Source organism: Pelagibacterium montanilacus, assembly GCF_003992665.1.
In the GTDB taxonomy this organism is placed as follows: domain Bacteria; phylum Pseudomonadota; class Alphaproteobacteria; order Rhizobiales; family Devosiaceae; genus Pelagibacterium; species Pelagibacterium montanilacus.
On sequence record NZ_RZMX01000017.1, the window covers coordinates 1 to 15,469 of the forward strand.

Annotated in this window: 12 protein-coding genes and 6 pseudogenes; 12 read left to right on the forward strand and 6 right to left on the reverse strand. The window is 59.6% G+C overall.

What is annotated here, in order from left to right; genetic code table 11:
* The coding region (locus EO136_RS07615) for a heavy metal translocating P-type ATPase (protein ID WP_127143869.1) at positions 1–2,453 on the reverse strand (2,453 nt) is incomplete at its 3' end.
* A gap of 160 nt (positions 2,454–2,613) precedes the next feature.
* Between EO136_RS07615 and EO136_RS07620 the strand changes: the two genes are divergently transcribed.
* Positions 2,614–2,811 (forward strand): heavy-metal-associated domain-containing protein, encoded by a 198-nt coding sequence (locus EO136_RS07620; RefSeq protein ID WP_127142816.1) that lies wholly within the window; start codon positions 2,614–2,616, stop codon positions 2,809–2,811.
* 15 nt (positions 2,812–2,826) lie between these two features.
* On the opposite strand, the gene EO136_RS07625 is transcribed toward EO136_RS07620, so the two are convergent.
* Complete coding sequence (locus tag EO136_RS07625; protein WP_127142817.1) at positions 2,827–3,273, reverse strand: DUF305 domain-containing protein; 447 nt, start codon at positions 3,271–3,273, stop codon at positions 2,827–2,829.
* 141 nt (positions 3,274–3,414) lie between these two features.
* Between EO136_RS07625 and EO136_RS07630 the strand changes: the two genes are divergently transcribed.
* The 3 genes from EO136_RS07630 (at position 3,415) to cueR (ending at position 4,824) form a co-directional block, all read left to right on the forward strand.
* Positions 3,415–3,789, forward strand: a complete 375-nt coding sequence (locus EO136_RS07630; RefSeq protein ID WP_127142818.1) for a hypothetical protein — start codon at positions 3,415–3,417, stop codon at positions 3,787–3,789.
* A gap of 34 nt (positions 3,790–3,823) precedes the next feature.
* On the forward strand, positions 3,824–4,315 hold the full coding sequence (gene copM, locus EO136_RS07635; protein ID WP_127142819.1) for a CopM family metallochaperone: 492 nt from the start codon (positions 3,824–3,826) through the stop codon (positions 4,313–4,315).
* Between the two features lie 110 nt (positions 4,316–4,425).
* Positions 4,426–4,824: a Cu(I)-responsive transcriptional regulator gene (cueR, locus tag EO136_RS07640; protein ID WP_127143870.1), complete on the forward strand. Its 399-nt coding sequence runs from the start codon at positions 4,426–4,428 to the stop codon at positions 4,822–4,824.
* Positions 4,825–4,963: 139 nt separating this feature from the next.
* Here cueR and EO136_RS07645 read toward each other — a convergent pair whose 3' ends face one another.
* Positions 4,964–5,902 (reverse strand): IS110 family RNA-guided transposase, encoded by a 939-nt coding sequence (locus EO136_RS07645; RefSeq protein WP_127143871.1) that lies wholly within the window; start codon positions 5,900–5,902, stop codon positions 4,964–4,966.
* A gap of 240 nt (positions 5,903–6,142) precedes the next feature.
* On the opposite strand from EO136_RS07645, the pseudogene EO136_RS07650 reads away from it, so the two are divergent.
* The 3 pseudogenes from EO136_RS07650 to EO136_RS07660 all read left to right on the forward strand — a co-directional run.
* Positions 6,143–6,340 (forward strand): annotated as a pseudogene (locus tag EO136_RS07650) (IS110 family transposase); the annotation flags it as partial.
* A 52-nt stretch (positions 6,341–6,392) separates the two neighbouring features.
* Positions 6,393–6,563 (forward strand): annotated as a pseudogene (locus tag EO136_RS18810) (cupin domain-containing protein); the annotation flags it as partial.
* Positions 6,564–6,810: 247 nt separating this feature from the next.
* A pseudogene (locus EO136_RS07660) lies at positions 6,811–7,199 on the forward strand (hypothetical protein).
* Positions 7,200–7,524: 325 nt separating this feature from the next.
* Here EO136_RS07660 and EO136_RS07665 read toward each other — a convergent pair.
* Positions 7,525–7,979, reverse strand: a pseudogene (locus tag EO136_RS07665) (transposase); the annotation flags it as partial.
* A gap of 514 nt (positions 7,980–8,493) precedes the next feature.
* On the opposite strand from EO136_RS07665, the gene EO136_RS07670 reads away from it, so the two are divergent.
* Entirely contained in the window at positions 8,494–9,483 is a 990-nt protein-coding gene (locus EO136_RS07670) for a GGDEF domain-containing protein (protein ID WP_127143872.1), read from the forward strand.
* Here the strand turns inward: EO136_RS07670 and EO136_RS19090 are convergent.
* A pseudogene (locus EO136_RS19090) lies at positions 9,451–10,231 on the reverse strand (IS5 family transposase). The gene EO136_RS07670 and the pseudogene EO136_RS19090 sit on opposite strands and share 33 nt — an antisense overlap.
* A gap of 131 nt (positions 10,232–10,362) precedes the next feature.
* Between EO136_RS19090 and EO136_RS07680 the strand changes: the two are divergent.
* From EO136_RS07680 to EO136_RS07690, 3 genes are all read left to right on the forward strand, one after another.
* Positions 10,363–11,169, forward strand: coding sequence for an EAL domain-containing protein (locus EO136_RS07680; protein WP_127143873.1), 807 nt, complete (start codon positions 10,363–10,365; stop codon positions 11,167–11,169).
* Between the two features lie 384 nt (positions 11,170–11,553).
* A complete protein-coding gene (locus EO136_RS07685; protein WP_127143874.1) occupies positions 11,554–11,910 on the forward strand; it encodes a helix-turn-helix domain-containing protein in 357 nt (118 codons plus the stop codon).
* 3 nt (positions 11,911–11,913) lie between these two features.
* Positions 11,914–13,236: a type II toxin-antitoxin system HipA family toxin gene (locus EO136_RS07690; protein WP_127143875.1), complete on the forward strand. Its 1,323-nt coding sequence runs from the start codon at positions 11,914–11,916 to the stop codon at positions 13,234–13,236.
* Between the two features lie 526 nt (positions 13,237–13,762).
* Here the strand turns inward: EO136_RS07690 and EO136_RS07700 are convergent.
* A pseudogene (locus tag EO136_RS07700) lies at positions 13,763–14,944 on the reverse strand (IS256 family transposase); the annotation flags it as partial.
* Positions 14,945–14,984: 40 nt separating this feature from the next.
* Between EO136_RS07700 and EO136_RS07705 the strand changes: the two are divergent.
* Positions 14,985–15,353 (forward strand): response regulator, encoded by a 369-nt coding sequence (locus EO136_RS07705; protein ID WP_246018293.1) that lies wholly within the window; start codon positions 14,985–14,987, stop codon positions 15,351–15,353.
* Positions 15,354–15,469 lie beyond the last annotated feature (116 nt).

Genomic DNA, 15,469 nt, shown 5'->3' on the forward strand with positions numbered 1-15,469 from the left:
CCAAGCACGAAGACGCTCGACATCGCCATCGCCCCTGCAGCCAAGACCGGCGACAAAAGCAGCCCAAATGTGGGATAGAGCACGCCGGCAGCGACCGGAATGAGAGCGGTATTGTACGCAAAGGCCCAGAACAGGTTTTGCCGGATATTGCCGATCGTTGCCTTCGAGAGCGCGATCGCAGTGGGGACGCCCATGAGACTGCCCGACATCAGCACCACGTCGGCGGCCTCGATGGCGATGTCGGTGCCTGTTCCAATGGCGATGCCGACATCGGCTTCGGCCAGTGCGGGCGCGTCGTTGATCCCGTCTCCGACGAAGGCGAGCCGACCGTGCGCCAGTTTCATCTCTCTTACCGCAGCGACCTTGCCATCAGGCAGCACCTCGGACACTACGTGGTCGATGTTCAGACGCCGGGCAATCGCCTCGGCTGTGTGGCGATTGTCACCGGTGATCATCGCGACCTTGAGACCAAGATCATGAAGGGCCTTGATGGCATCCGGTGTCGTTTGTTTGATCGGATCGGCAACAGCAATGATTGCCGTGAGCCGGCCGTCGATGGCGGCATAGAGCGGGGACTTGCCGTCTTGGGCCAAATGCGCTGCAGTGGTGGCGAATGGCGAGACGTCGAGCCCGAGACGTTCCATGTACCGGTCAGCACCGATCTCGACGCGACGCCCGTCTGCCAGGGCGCGGATGCCGAAACCGGTAATGCCCTCGAAATCGGTGACATCTGGGAGCGCCAGACGCTGTTCTTGAGCTGCCTGGACAATGGCCCGCGCGATGGGATGTTCGGATCGGGATTCAACTGCGGCAAGGAGAGCCAACACATCGTTGCTGGCAACCCCGTCAACGGTTTCAAAGTCTGTCAGCACGGGTCGGCCCGCGGTCAGCGTACCGGTCTTGTCGAACGCGACAACGCGGGCGCCCATCAAGGACTGGAGCGCCTCGCCCTTGCGGAACAAAACGCCCATCTCGGCGCCACGACCGGTTCCAACCATGATGGATGTGGGTGTTGCCAGCCCCATGGCACATGGACAGGCGATGATGAGCACGGCTACGGCATTGACAAGGGCAAAGGTGATCGCCGGATCAGGACCAAAGATCGCCCAGACAACAAAGGTCAATGCGGCAATTCCCATGACGGCGGGAACGAACCACAGCGTCACCCTATCGACCAGCGCCTGAATGGGGAGCTTGGAGCCCTGCGCTTCCTCGACCATGCGGATGATCCGGGAAAGCGCGGTGTCGGCGCCTACTGCGGTCGCACGGAAAGTTAGGGCACCAGTCTGATTGACCGTACCACCGACAATCGTGTCGCCCGTTGTCTTTTCGACGGGCACCGGCTCACCTGTGATCATGGATTGGTCAACAAAGGAGGACCCCTCCACGACTTCGCCGTCTACCGCAACGCGTTCGCCGGGCCGGACGTCCACCAGATCGCCAGTGACGATTTCGGCGAGCGAGAGCTCCACACTTTTGCCGTCGCGTTGAACACGTGCTGTCCTGGGCTGGAGGCCGACAAGGTGCTTGATCGCATCCGATGTTCGCCCCTTGGCGCGGGCCTCCAGATGCCGGCCAATCAGGATCAGCGTCACGATCACGGCGGCCGCCTCGAAGTAGACGTTCACGGTCCCCGCGGGCAAAACCTGCGGCGTGAAGGTTGCCACCACCGAATACGACCAGGCAGCGAGCGTGCCCACGGCCACCAGCGAGTTCATGTCTGGCGCGCCCTTGGCGAGTGCCGGCAACCCGGTCCTGTAAAAGCGCAGTCCGGGCCAGAACAGCACCAGTGTGGTAAGAGCAAACTGGACATACCAGCTCTCTTGCATCCCGATGCTGTTCATTACCAGATCGTGGATCGCAGGGATAAGGTGCGAGCCCATCTCCAGAACGAAAACCGGCAAGGTGAGCAACGCAGCAATGGATACGTCCCGGGCCAGCGCCGACTGATCGAGCTGCTTGCGAGCGGCTTGCGCCTGCCCATCCGCGCCGGCGCTTATTGCGTGCGCCTGATAACCGGTCGAAGCAATGGCAGCGATCAGTGCGGCCTGAGTGAGATATGCGCTTCCCCAGATAGAAGCTCGTTCGGACGCAAGGTTCACCGAAGCGCTGGTCACCCCGGGAACCGAAAGCAACGCCTTTTCCACTCGACCGACACAAGAAGCGCAGGTCATCCCTTCGACTGCGAGCTGCAGCTTCTGGCCAGGAACCTCATAGCCTGCATCCTCGATTGCCTTGACCAGAGCATCACGGTCTGCAGCCTCATCGATTGTAATCTCGGCGCGCTCGGTCGCAGGATTGACGTTGGCTCCAGAGACGCCTCGCACGCCCACCAAAGCCCGTTCAACGCGACCAACGCAGGACGCGCAGGTCATTCCAACCACAGGAAGCGTGATCTTGGTTGGCCCCGCAGCCGGACCATCTTCGGTTTCGAGGTTCGTATGGGCGGTCATTGGTCGCTCCCGTTGGCAAGCTCTGAGAAACCTTCTCTGCGCCTTCCAGTCGATGGAAGGTCAATGCTGACAGGCAACAATTTCTCCCGTGCCGAATTCCCTTGACCTTCCTCCTGCTGGAACCCCCATCGTCCAAGAAAACAAATCGTAGGAGAGCCACATGGAATTTCAGATCGACAACATGACGTGCGGCGGCTGCGCCAGGAGCGTCACCAAAGCGATCCAAACGATCGATCCTGAAGCCAAAGTCGATATCGATCTTGGTGCCAAGGTGGTGCGTGTCACCTCGAGCGCTGAACAGGCCACCATTGCGGCTGAACTCGACGATGTGGGCTATCCACCGCGGCGTGCGGCATAGCCAGCGCCCGGAGTCTCACCGTTCGAGTTCGGCAATGAGGGTTTCCATCTCATCGATCTCCCGGCGCTGGGCCTGGATGATTTCGTCGGCAAGTTCGCGAACCCGTGGGTCGGTCAACTCCGCCCTCTCGCTCGTCAGAATGGCAATGGAATGATGTGGGACCATGGCCTTCAACCAGTCGACCTGATCGATCGTAGCCTGCGAGCGCACCAGATACAGAGATCCCGCAAATATGAGTGCGGCAACAGCAAAGATCGCTGCATTGATCCCCTTACGGTCGTACATGCCCAACATGAAGGCCATCATCACGATGGCCATCGCCGCGCCCATGACCAGCGCCATATAGGCCCGAGTCTCGCTCCAATAGACGTGCTCGAGGGCATAAGTGTTGAGATACATGAGCCCAAACATGATCACCGTGGACGTTGCAATCATTGCAGCAAAGCGCAGGTATTTGCTCATCGTCGATCCTTTCTTCGGGCAAGCTCGGTCAGATCAGTTGATCCCGACAGGTGTGCCCTCGTTCTCGAAACCGCCATATTTTGGGGAATTGTTCGGTTCAACGCGAGTTCCAATCCCGATGCATGCGAAAGGCGCCGTTCGTTGAAGCTTGCCGACCGGACACTACCGCTGATGATTGCCGCGTTGCTCGCACTGGCCGTTTCCCTGGTCTGGCTGCCGGCTGGCGCGGGCGCTTTCGAGCGTCATGCCCAAATGCATGGTAGTGGGATCGAGGAGGCGCACGATCCGGCATATCACGATACCGACCCTGGCGAGATGGCGGGCGCCCAGCACCCCTGTAAACCCTGCGGCGCCGATTGCTGCATGATGACCCAGTGCCATCCCGGTTTGGCGACCGAGCCCCATGGCTCCTTGTTTTCGGAACCAGGCGACAAGGTAATCAGCGCCATTGGGGCGGGCGCGCTCAGCGGTTCGCCCGATGTTGCCGTTCCTCCTCCGCGCATCCTGCTGATCTGATTGAATATGAACCAGTTTTGACAGGAGAATTTCGATGAACTTCGCAAGTATAGTCTTTATGGCGGCCCTTGCAGCCGCTGCGCTTTCCGTCCCCGCTCTCGCGCAGGGGGCCGACTTCCAGCTGCCCGACCAGTGCACGACCACTACCGGGATGGGGGATATGGATCATTCGTCCATGGGGCACGGCACCATGCACGGCGATCAAGATGACGACATGGGCGCAGCGATGATGGACATGATGGGAATGGACATGGACCTCGAGGCCATGCCCGAGCATGTCCAGGAAAACATGGCCAAGATGATGGTCACCATGCCCGCCATGCACGAAGGCATGATGAACGAAGACGCCGATGTGGCTTTCGCATGCGGGATGATCGCTCATCATCAGGGCGCCATCGACATGGCCCAGGTACTGCTCGATCATGGTGACGATCCGCAGATGCGAGCCCTCGCCGAAGAGATCATCGAAGCACAGGTCGCCGAGATAGAGCAGATGACGACCTGGCTGGTTGCAAACGCCAACTAAAAATACCCGGCCGCGCGGTCCGTGCCGCGCGGTCGTCTTTCGCAATTGACCCTTGCGCTTCCAGTCGCAGGAACCCTTATGAAGGCCGGGTTAGCATTGGAGACATTGCCATGAACATTGGAACTGCCGCCCGCCAGTCAGGTCTTCCGGCCAAGACTATCCGCTATTATGAGGACATCGGGCTGTTGAAGGCCGATCGCGCCGCGAACGGATATCGCGACTACTCCAAAGACGATGTGCACCGCCTCCGTTTTGTGCAACGGGCCAGAAGCCTTGGCTTTTCAGTCGAGGAGTGCCGGCAATTGCTCTCACTTTATTCTGATCGCCAACGCGCAAGCGCGGACGTAAAAGCGATCGCTGCGGAAAAGCTCGGTCAAATCGAACGAAAGATCGTGGACTTGACTGAACTGCGCGACCTACTGGCCCATTTGGTGAACAATTGCCATGGCGACGCACGGCCGGAATGCCCCATCATCGACGGGCTTTCTGGCAGGACGATGGGCCAGTAAGGGCCCGATAGACCGTGAGGGCAGTGCCGGGTCGACCGATAGTGCGGAATGGCGCCAACGGTCGCGCTTCGCTTCTGGCCCTGCAGCGCATAACGGACCGACTTGCCCACTCGGGCTAAGGCTAGAGTATCCGTGTTGGTCAAGCCGGTCTTTGTTCCCATTTCCGGTCAGCCTTGATGAGGGCATTTGCGAGGATGATGAGTTTTCGCATGATGGCGGTGAGGGCGACTTTGGGCGGTTTGCCGCGCGCGGTCATGGCTTGGTAAATGGCAGAGAAGTCCGGATTGAACCGGGCAGCAACGAGAGCTGGCATGTAAAGGGCCTGACGGACATTCACCCCGCCTCCGGTAACGAAGGCCTTGCCCGTTCGCTTGCCGGACTGGCGGGTCATGGGAGCAGTTCCTGAGAGGGCGGCTGTGGCCTGTCTGTCGAGGGCTCCGAGCTCTGGCATGTCGGCGATCAGGGCGAAGGCTGAGCGTGTGGCGAGGCCGGGGATAGAGGTCAGGATGGCAAGCCTTCTGGCAAGGTCCTGATCGCTTTCAACAAGGGCCAGCATCCCGGCTTCGATGGCCTCCAGATGGCGCTCGATCTGGGCGAGGCGTTCGCGTGACTGGTGTTTCAGCAACGGGCTTTGTAGCGATTTCTCCCGGTTCCTGGCTGCGGTGCGGTCCTTGATGCGGGCCGTGCGGGCCACATGCAGGTCCTTGAGATCACTGATGATCTTCGAGGGCGCCGGGCGCACGTCCGGTTCGATCAAGGCCCCGAAGCGGGCGAGCATCTCTGCGTCCATGCGGTCTGTCTTCGCCAGCTGACCGAGCGCCTCGCCAAAGCGCTTGGCCTGGCGCGGATTGACCTTGCACAGCGACAGGCCCGCCTCGCCCATCGCGCGCTCGACGGCGCGGTGATAAGGGCCCGTCGCCTCGAAGACGAGGCGGGCGACGGGCCGGTCCGCGATCCATCTCACGATGGTTCTGAAGCCTGTTGGTGTATTGGGGAACTGGCGATGCCCACCCGCTGGATGAATATGAACGTCCAGCGTATCTTTCGAAACGTCAACGCCGATGGTAAAGTCTGTCATCTTTACTGCCTCTGCTTGTCATGCGGGCCTCAAAGCCCCTGTATCCGTTCAGGCCGATGGGAAAGACGAGGGCGATCAAACTCTAGCTCGACCCGTCAACGGTCAGCATGTCAACGATCCGACCCTCGCCGCTGAGGGAGGGCGGTTACCCTCTCCCAGCGGACCCTTTTTCGCCCATTCGGCAGGAAAAGTCATAAGACAAGCAGAACCCCATCAGTCTGCATCGTATCCAGCGGCGGCGAAGTAGTTGGCGCACTCTTTGGGCGTGAAGGTATCGACCAGTCTGCCAACCGCTTGCGGACATGGGGTCTCAAACTCAGGGAGAGGATCGGCTTCAAAAGAGCCGCCGTAGCCGTGGCGCGCAAACTGGCAGTTATAATGCACGCAATGCTTAAGACCGGTTCGTTCTTTGACCCAAACGCAGGAACTGCAACTTGAGCCAGTTCGAATAGCGCTCAAGCTCGGAGAGCCTGAGACGTCCTGCTGGGGCGTGGGGCCGAGCCATTCGGCTCATGGGGTTGCACCGCTGAGTCAGCGCAGCGCGTCATCCATATTGCCAGGCTTCGGTCCACCTCGCCATATCCATCATAATCAGGATGAAACCTTCGTCGTGCTCACCGGTCAGGTGGAGTTCTGGCTGGAAGGCAACCGGTTTATTCGTGGCCCCGGCGAGGACTGGTCGCGCCATCTGGTGACGACGACGCCCGGCGGTATCGAAGCCTTCTTCGAGGAGATGAGCCGCTTGGGGCTCACCATTCCAACGGACATGGAGCGAGTCGTCGAGATTGCGCGTCGCCACGCGCTCGAGTCACCGGCCCGCCGCTTGCACCGGCATAAGCACCGAGACTCCTGTCACAATCCGTTGCGCACGGGGCCAAGCGGGAAAGTCCGCGAACGGGAGAAACACTATGCCCACACTGCCAAAGCTCTATTTCAAAACTGCCATCGTCTTCCTTGTCATTGGGATTGGGCTCGGCATTCACATGTCGATCTCGGGCGACCACAGTCCCTTGGGGCGCATGCGCATATCAACCTGCTCGGCTGGGTTACCATGGCGCTGTTCGGGACATATTACGCGTTCGAGCCGGATAAGGCGCGGACCCGCCTCGCGCAAATCCAGTATGGCGTCTACACAATCGGCGTGGTGGTGATGATGCCGTCGCTCTATTTCATGCTCCAAGGCAATCGTGCGCTCGAACCGCTGGTCGCCGTCGGCTCGCTTGTTGTCTTTGCCAGCGTCCTGCTGTTCGCCTTCATCCTGTTCTCGGGCAGCAGCACTGGCAAAAGCGGGGCGTAGCAATACGCGGTCCGGCTCATTTTCCAACCGCGTTCCCACGACCCGACCCTTCTCTATTCGGCGTGTTCAGGTCAAGCGCTTCAAGCCTTTCCATGTGCCCAGCGTCGACGTCTTTCGCAGGCCCTTGCTTCTCTACGGGATCGGCGCATTGCCCTCCCAGCATAGGATCAGGAGAATGAGGCAGTCCCATCTTTTTAGCGTCCTGACCGACATCGAGTGCGGTCGGCACGGAGTTGAGTTCGAACTTACCTCATCCATCGTCCTGCTAAGGACGCTTGTCCGCCGGGGCGGAACTTTCTGTCTCTCTCCTTCCTGGCCGTCCGGATCAGATGATCGGGGCCGTGGCTTCCCGTGTCCAGCGGAACTCGGCGCCATCCAGCCACATGCGATGCATGATGACCGCAAGGCGACGTGCGAGCGCGACAATGGCTTTGCGCATCCCGCGCCGCTTGGCGACGTTCATTGCCCAGACTCTCAACCATGACCATTTCGTCACGCGCGTCAGCAGCGTCTGTGCGACCTCATAGAGCAGGGTTCTCATCATGCCGTCCCCACACAGAGAAATGCGGCCCACGCGCTTGCTTTCGCCGGACTCGTTGAGCTTCGGCGTCAGCCCGAGGGTGGACCCACTGCCTTGGAGATTCTGAAGCGCTGCGGTATGTCGATGGTCGCGGTATAGGCCAGCGCCGTGACGGCACCGACACCAGGGATCGTCATCAAGAGCTTGCAGGTCGCATCCTCCTCGGCGGACGCCAGCACCTTCTTGTGCAGGCGAGCGAACACCGAGCCGATTTCGTCAGGCCCGTGTTCGCAGCTGCTCCAGGACGGCCTCAACCGCCGTATCCTTGCGTCTGTCCATTCGCTCCTGTCCATGGTTGTGTTCAAACTCCATGGAATACCAGAATGGGCAGCCCGTGACGGGGCGCGCCCCGGCACGGGCTCATGCCCCGCACTTCATGCAAATTTCCAGACCCCAGGGAACAGTACCCGCGCGGATCGATGTGTTCAGCCCCTCCGGATCGACCTGTTCAAGGCTGCAGTTGCTGACGACAGTCAGAACGTTCAGAACTTTCGTCAAGGATCGGAATGAGGGGCACAGCGCTGCGTCCGCCGTCCACCCCCCCAAAATATCGTTGCGCCAACGCTCCAGCCACTCCTCCAGCTACCAGGCAGCAGAACCCAGGCTGATTCTCCGGCCACATTTTTGGCGCATGTCCTTTCTTCGGCAAATCCTTTTTTAACCGGCGCGATACAGGTTCCGGCTTTTTGCCCGAAAGCACGCGGTACACCACGCATGAGTCAAGAAAATACAAGGCGTTCACGTAAGCTCAGCACGGGCGGCGATGAATCGCGCAGTGCGGCTCGTCCGCCGGCGAATCCGGAACACGTGGATCGCCTCGTCAGCCTGCGAACTGGGGCGGAGAGAGACTTCATTCTCGACGCGCTCGACGAGTCTGCCATCGTCGCAATCACCGATGTCAAAGGTACGATTATCTACGTGAACCGAAAGTTCAGCGAGATCAGCGGCTATTGTACCAACGAACTTATCGGCCAAAACCACAGAATCCTGAACTCGGGCAGGCACAGCAAGCAGTTTTTCCGCAACATGTACCGCACCATTGCCCGCGGGACCATCTGGAGTGGCGAGATCTGCAATGCGAGAAAAGACGGATCGCACTATTGGGTGCACACTACCATCGTGCCGCGCATCGGAACCAACGGGAACGCAACCTCCTATGTCGCAATCCGATTCGATATCACCGAGTCAAAGCTGGTTCAGACGAAGCTTCGGGAGAACCGCCGCCGTTTGCGCGATGCTGTTCGGCGAGACGCTCTTACGGGGGTTTCCAACCGGGCCCACTTCACCGCAACGCTTGGTGCATATCTCAAGCAGTCCCAACTCGATGGTGGTCGGTTTGCGCTCGCCTTTGTCGACGTGGACAACTTCAAATTCATCAATGACTCTTATAGGCATGACGCCGGCGATGCGGTGTTGCGAACGTTGGCGCAACGCCTCGAGACGTTCGCAGGAGGCCAGGGGCTCGTCGCGCGCTTGGGTGGAGACGAATTCGCGGCCCTGCTCCCGTGCACATCTCAAGCCGCAGCGGCAGCCCAACTCACGGACTTGATGAGATCGATCCGGCAACCCATGCGTTTACCGCGCGGGACCCTTCAGTGCACCGTAAGCGTTGGACTGGTGCTGGCGCCGCGTCATGGCAAGACGGGAAAGACGCTGATGAAGGCCGCAGATCTAGGCGCTGTTGACATAAGTCGGCATCCATAGCTTTGCGGCGGCGAGTGCCAGGAAGCCAAGGAACGAGACGGCGGTCTTGTCGTATCGGGTTGCGATGCGCCGGAACTGCTTGAGCTTGTTGAACATGCGCTCGACCCGATTGCGGTCCTTGTAGGCACGGTAGTCGCAGGCGATGGCCTCTTTGCGGTTGGCCTTGGGCGGGATGACCGGCATAATCCCCTTGAGCAGCAGGCTGGCGCGGACATCATCGCTGTCGTAGCCCTTGTCGGCCAGCATCAGCCTGGGCTTGGCGACAGGCAAGGCGATCAGGTCATCGACGGCCTTATAGTCGGAGGCTTCGCCGCCCGTGAGGACGAAGCCAAGAGGGCGTCCCTGACCGTCTGCGCGGGCGTGGATTTTGCTCGTAAAGCCGCCGCGGCTTCGACCAAAACCCTCCTTATGAGTCCCCTTTTGCGCCCGCTGCCTGAGAGTGGCCGCGCACCGTGGTGCTGTCGATCATGTGTTGCCAGTCGTCGGTGAGCCCAAGCTCGACCAGCGTTTCCAGCAAAGCGTCCCAGACCCCTTGCTCGGCCCAGCGCCGGAACCGGACATAGACGGAATTCCACTTGCCATAGCGCTCATGCATGTCGCGCCAGGGGCAACCGACCCGCAACACATAGAGCATTCCGTTCAGAAAGCGCCGGTTGTCCAGGGCTGGCCGAGACCACCGACCACGCTCGGCCGGCAACAATTCCCCTACCAGCGCCCACTCTTCATCAGTCAAATCGCCCCGAGCCAAAACTGCCTCCTCTGAAAGGAAGCCTTGAATCAGTCACGCGGCGATTTGGGAAACCCTTTTGTCAACACAGCCTAGCGCTCTACTGCGCAAAGTTCTCGGGCAAGGACCAGTTTCAAGTTTTCCGTCCCGAGATGCGACGCAGCTTCGACAAAGCTATCCAGTTGCGTGAAGCCGTGGAGAGGGGGTTGGATAACAACCAGTTCGAGTTGTATTTTCAGCCGATTGCTGCTGCTGCACCAGGCAAACCGCCCGTTCTGGAAGCATTGCTTCGCTGGCACCATCCGACTGATGGATTAGTGACTCCACTGGCGTTCTCCACCGTGTTCAACGATGCCAACACGGCCTGGAAAATTGGAAACTATGTCATGGACCAGACGGTTCATGCGGCACGGAAGCTCGCCGATCAAGGAGTGTCCTTCGAAAGAATAGCATTCAATGTGGCGAATGCTGACTTTAGAGATACGAGCTTCGTCGCGCGGCTGATCGATCGGTGTGAGGCACATAACGTGCCCCTCGAAAGGCTCATCGTCGAGGTGACCGAAAACCTGGTTCTGGGTGCGGAGACTCAAAACGTGACAACGGCCCTCACCCACCTTCGGCGGAAAGGAGTGCAAATTGCCCTTGATGATTTCGGCACTGGCTATGCCTCTCTCTCCCACCTCAGATCTCTAAAGTTCGATAAGATCAAGATCGACAAGAGTTTTGTCACGGAGCTTACGACCAGCACCGGAGATGCGACGATTGTGCAAAGCGTGGTCAACATCGCAGCCAGTCTCAATAAGGAAGTCATCGCTGAGGGCGTTGAAACCGAGGCACAAGCCAGGTGTCTTGTGCAAATGGGGTGTGATTGGTTGCAGGGATGGCATTTTTCGCGCGCCGTCCCGCTTTGCAATCTCTCCGATACCTTGACGGGGCTGGAAGCCGACTGGCCCGAGTGACTGAAGGGCGCAATGGAGGTCGTTGAACGAGAACCCGCTGGCGCGGGATGGGTGTGCGCGGTGAGGTAGGCGCCTGATCCCTGGCGTCATGGCTCGATTGAGCTGCTTTCGGTTCGAGCGTTTCCTGACCGCATCGGCGTAGATGAGGCGCGCGAGATGGTCGTAGAACCATCCGATGATGCGGTTAAGCTTCGAGGATACCAGTTTGGGCGGACACCGCACCGCATCCATGAGGACGAGGATCTTCGCGGCCGTATGCGACCGATAGCGATTGATTTTCGTCATAAACGGCCTTATATGACCGCTTAACGGATTTCAATGGATGCGTAACAAACGGCCATATGCGGCCTACAAACCGGATTAAATCGGACTATGAGGTCATATATGGCCGACAATAGACACACGAGCGTCAAAACACCAGCAACAATTTCGCGGGACATCGGCGAAAAGCTCGAGCGGCTGCGTCTCTCCCGAAACATTACGCAGGCCGAGCTCGCCCAGGACGCAGGCATTTCCGAGCGCACATTGAGACGCCTCGAATCCGGAGATAATCCGACACTCGACTCGCTCATCCGCGTGCTGATTTCTCTGAAAGTCCAGCAAAACGTCGACCTCCTTGTTCCCGATCCGCGTGTCAGGCCGATTGAGCGGGTGCGGACAAAAGGGGGCGAGCGACAACGATCGAGTTCGACCAAGCCAACAAAGAAAACCAAGCAATGGGAATGGGGTGCAAAGAAGTAGACCATGGCTGAACCTTCAACCGATGCATCAATCAATCTCTGGGGGCGAGAGGTCGCGGCCGTTTCGTGGTTGCCGGAGGATGGCTTTGCCGTCTTCCAGTATGACCCCGAATTCGCCAAATCTGGCATAGAGCTGTCGCCGCTCGTAATGCCCTTAACTCCGGACCCTTATTCCTTTCCTGCCCTGCCCCGGACAACGTTCAAAGGACTCCCGGGAATGCTGGCGGATGCCCTTCCCGACAAATATGGTGATCGGCTGATCAACGCCTGGCTGGCAGAACAGGGCCGCAGACCTGAAAGCTTCAATCCGGTGGAGCGCCTTTGCTATGTCGGAACCCGCGGCATGGGAGCTCTTGAGTTCAAGCCGGCGCTGATGGGCTCGAACCGGAGAGCTCGAAAAGTCGAGGTTGCCAACCTTGTGCGCCTGGCCAATCTGGTCCTGAACGAGAAAGCCGGTCTGGAAGGCGCACTCGAGGGCGAGAACGACATTACCGCGATCGACGATATTCTCAGAGTTGGCACATCAGCCGGTGGAGCGCGCGCGAAGGCGATTTTGGCGTGGAACCAGAATACGGGCGAATTCCGCCATGGCCAGATCGACGCCGGAGACGGCTTCGAACACTGGTTGATGAAGTTCGATGGCATCGACGATAACCGCGACAAGGAAGAACCCGACCCGCAGGGATTCGGCCTGATCGAGTACGGTTACTACCTGATGGCAACGGCCGCGGGCATCGACATGACGCCATGCCGTTTGCATCATGAGGGCGGACGCAGCCACTTCATGACACGGCGGTTCGATCGTCCCCTCGATGAGAATGGAGTGACACAAAAACTCCACATGCAGTCGCTCTGCGCCCTGCAGCACTACGACTTCAACGATCCGCGCGGCTACTCCTACGAGCAGGCCATCCTGACCATCCGCGAACTTGGCCTCGGCGCCCCCGCGCTTGAGCAGCAGTTTCTCCGGGCAATCTTCAACATCATCGCCAGAAATCAGGATGATCACGTCAAAAACATCGCCTTCCTCATGGACCAGGCTGGTGAGTGGACGCTGTCGCCAGCATTCGACGTGAACTACTCCTACAATCCGAGCGGCGACTGGACCGGTCAACATCAGATGAGCCTGAACGGCAAACGCGACGGCTTCGAGATGGACGACCTGTTGGCCTTCGCGGAAACCACATCGATAAAGCCAACCAAAGCAAAGACACTCATTTCCAATGTCAGCGAGGTCGTTGCGAACTGGCCGCAATATGCGCAGGACGCCGGCGTTGATGACGAGACAAGACGAAGAATTGGGAACGCTCACCGGTCATTTCGCTGAAGCTTTCAGCGGACCCGAGACGGGAAACGTGGTCGACATAACTGAGCTCGACTTTGTACATTATGCCGCGAAGCAGAGGGCCGCGGCCATTCGGACGAGACGGTCTGGTGGGATTTTATGTCGTTCCCGGTTTGGCGGGAGTGTTGGTAAATGTCTCCGACCCATAAAGCGAGGCGGACTGCGCCGATTGCGTCGGTGAAGGTGAGATTGCTCTTTCGGTACCACGCGGCGGCATAGGGTATGCTGGAGGTGGTTAGCAGATCACAAGCCCACAACGAGACGAGACTGTAGAGGCCGAGCAATACAGGCGTAGTCCGTTCGATGGCTTTGTCGGACCATTGCCGCTGGGTTTCGACACCCAGATGGGCCCTCGTTTCTGCAAAGGTAACCTCGACCTGCCAGCGACGCACGAACAGAGCGATAATCTCGGCGGGGGTCGTGTCGCGAATACTGTGGAAATTCCCTGGCGGCGTGCTCCAAGCATGTGATGGATGGGCCTTTCAGGCTGCGAGGTCAAGGGGCATTGGTTCGACAGGGTCTCCCAGCCATCGACCTTGCGCATCTGGATCTGACCGGAGGCGAGTAGCGCCCAGAGCAACATCGCACGGTCTGGGCGCAGGGCAGCACGGTCTGGGTCTTGATGCGGCGGCGGGACTCCTCGTTCACACGTTCGATGGCGTTGGTCGTGCGCGCAGATTTCCATTGCGAGGGATCGAGGCGGGTGAAGGTGAAAAAGAGCCGGTCGCCCGCGTCCTCGAGGCTGTCGGCGACCGCCCGACACTTCAGGCGCCACTTGCGCAGGAACGCCTTGCGCCTCTTGTCGATCTCGGCCGCGGTGTCGGCGCAGATCATGTCGCGGTAGTCCTCGGTCAGCTCGTCCTGCATGTGTTTGGGGGCATGACCCAGAAGGTTACGATGCTTGTGAACCGTGCAGCGCTGGATGGGCAATTCCTCTCCCCACAGCGCCACGAGCGCGGCCTCCAGCCCCGGGGCGCCGTCGACGATCACCAATTCAGGCCGCTTCAGGCCGCGGGCGTCGAGATCGTCGAGGAACTGGCGCCAGGCGGCCGTGCTCTCCCCGCCCATATTCCTGATGGAAAGCAGAACCTTCTGCCCATCCCGCCGCACCCCGATTGCGGCCAGCACCGAGATGTTCGTGGCTTTCCGGTCCAGACGGGACTTGATCACGGTCCCATCGAGGATCAGGCGGACGATATCCTCATCGGCAAGGCTGCGGGCGCACCAAGCGTCCCAGTCGACCTTCACCTTGCGCCAGGCACGGCTGACCACGTCCTTGCTCACGGCACCTTCGAACAACCCGAACAGCGCTCGCTTGACGCGCCGGGTGTTGGTGCCGGCGAGATAGACAGCGGCGATGAGGCCCTCGGCTTTCTTTGTCAGCCCCTGGTATCGGGGCAGCGCTTTCGATCGCCACTCCGTTACCTTGCCCGTCTCATCTGCGACGCGGGCGCGGGGCACGCGGACCGTCTCGGTCCCGAAGGTGCCGGTGAGCTGCCGTTCGCGGTGCCCGTGGCGATACCCTTTCGCGGCTCCATCGCCCCGGTCGTAGCGCAGGCGGCCGAGAAAGCTGGCAAGCTCCTCCTCGAACGGTCGTGCGGACATTCATCCGCAACTGCTCCTCGATCGGGTCAAACCCGGCATCATGGGACAGTAGCGAAAAGCTTGAAGTGTCGGTAATCTGGGTCATGGCGTGATCTCCCTGGCGGTTGGCGCCGCCGGTTGGGTGGGTGTCAGGTCACCCGGAGATTACGCCGCCTTCAAATTTCCACCAAATCCGAGACACGACCCAACTTCAGGCGCTAGATCATAATGTCTTGCAGGCCTCATCTGGCGCCGCAGCAGCGGAAGTACTGAACCAGAGAGCTGAGCTCGACCTGTTGTTCACCGACGTGGTGATGCCTGGCGGAATGGGCGGGCGGGATCTTGCTGATGCCGCGCGTAAAATCAGACCGAATATCAAAATTCTGTTTACTTCTGGATACACCGAGAACTCGATTGTACACAACTGGCGATTGGATCCGGCATCAAGCTACTCACCAAGCCATACAGGCGCAATCATCTGGCGGCGGCCGTGCGAGAAGCATTGGACACCATAGACAACGAATGATGGCCACAGCCCATCTTCGTCGTCGCGTGCATATCTGCGTCAACCATTGTCTGCCGGTGACCTAACCCTTGCGAAGAGCGAGCGCGCACAGCGCCTGTTTCCTGA

Excerpts from the sequence above, each read along its gene's own strand:
- EO136_RS07620 (WP_127142816.1), top strand. The coding sequence starts at position 2,614 with ATGGAATTTCAGATCGACAACATGACGTGCGGCGGCTGCGCCAGGAGC.
- EO136_RS07625 (WP_127142817.1), bottom strand. The coding sequence starts at position 3,273 with ATGAGCAAATACCTGCGCTTTGCTGCAATGATTGCAACGTCCACGGTG.
- copM (WP_127142819.1), top strand. The coding sequence starts at position 3,824 with ATGAACTTCGCAAGTATAGTCTTTATGGCGGCCCTTGCAGCCGCTGCG.
- cueR (WP_127143870.1), top strand. The coding sequence starts at position 4,426 with ATGAACATTGGAACTGCCGCCCGCCAGTCAGGTCTTCCGGCCAAGACT.
- EO136_RS07645 (WP_127143871.1), bottom strand. The coding sequence starts at position 5,902 with ATGACAGACTTTACCATCGGCGTTGACGTTTCGAAAGATACGCTGGAC.
- EO136_RS07670 (WP_127143872.1), top strand. The coding sequence starts at position 8,494 with ATGAGTCAAGAAAATACAAGGCGTTCACGTAAGCTCAGCACGGGCGGC.
- EO136_RS07680 (WP_127143873.1), top strand. The coding sequence starts at position 10,363 with ATGCGACGCAGCTTCGACAAAGCTATCCAGTTGCGTGAAGCCGTGGAG.
- EO136_RS07685 (WP_127143874.1), top strand. The coding sequence starts at position 11,554 with ATGGCCGACAATAGACACACGAGCGTCAAAACACCAGCAACAATTTCG.
- EO136_RS07690 (WP_127143875.1), top strand. The coding sequence starts at position 11,914 with ATGGCTGAACCTTCAACCGATGCATCAATCAATCTCTGGGGGCGAGAG.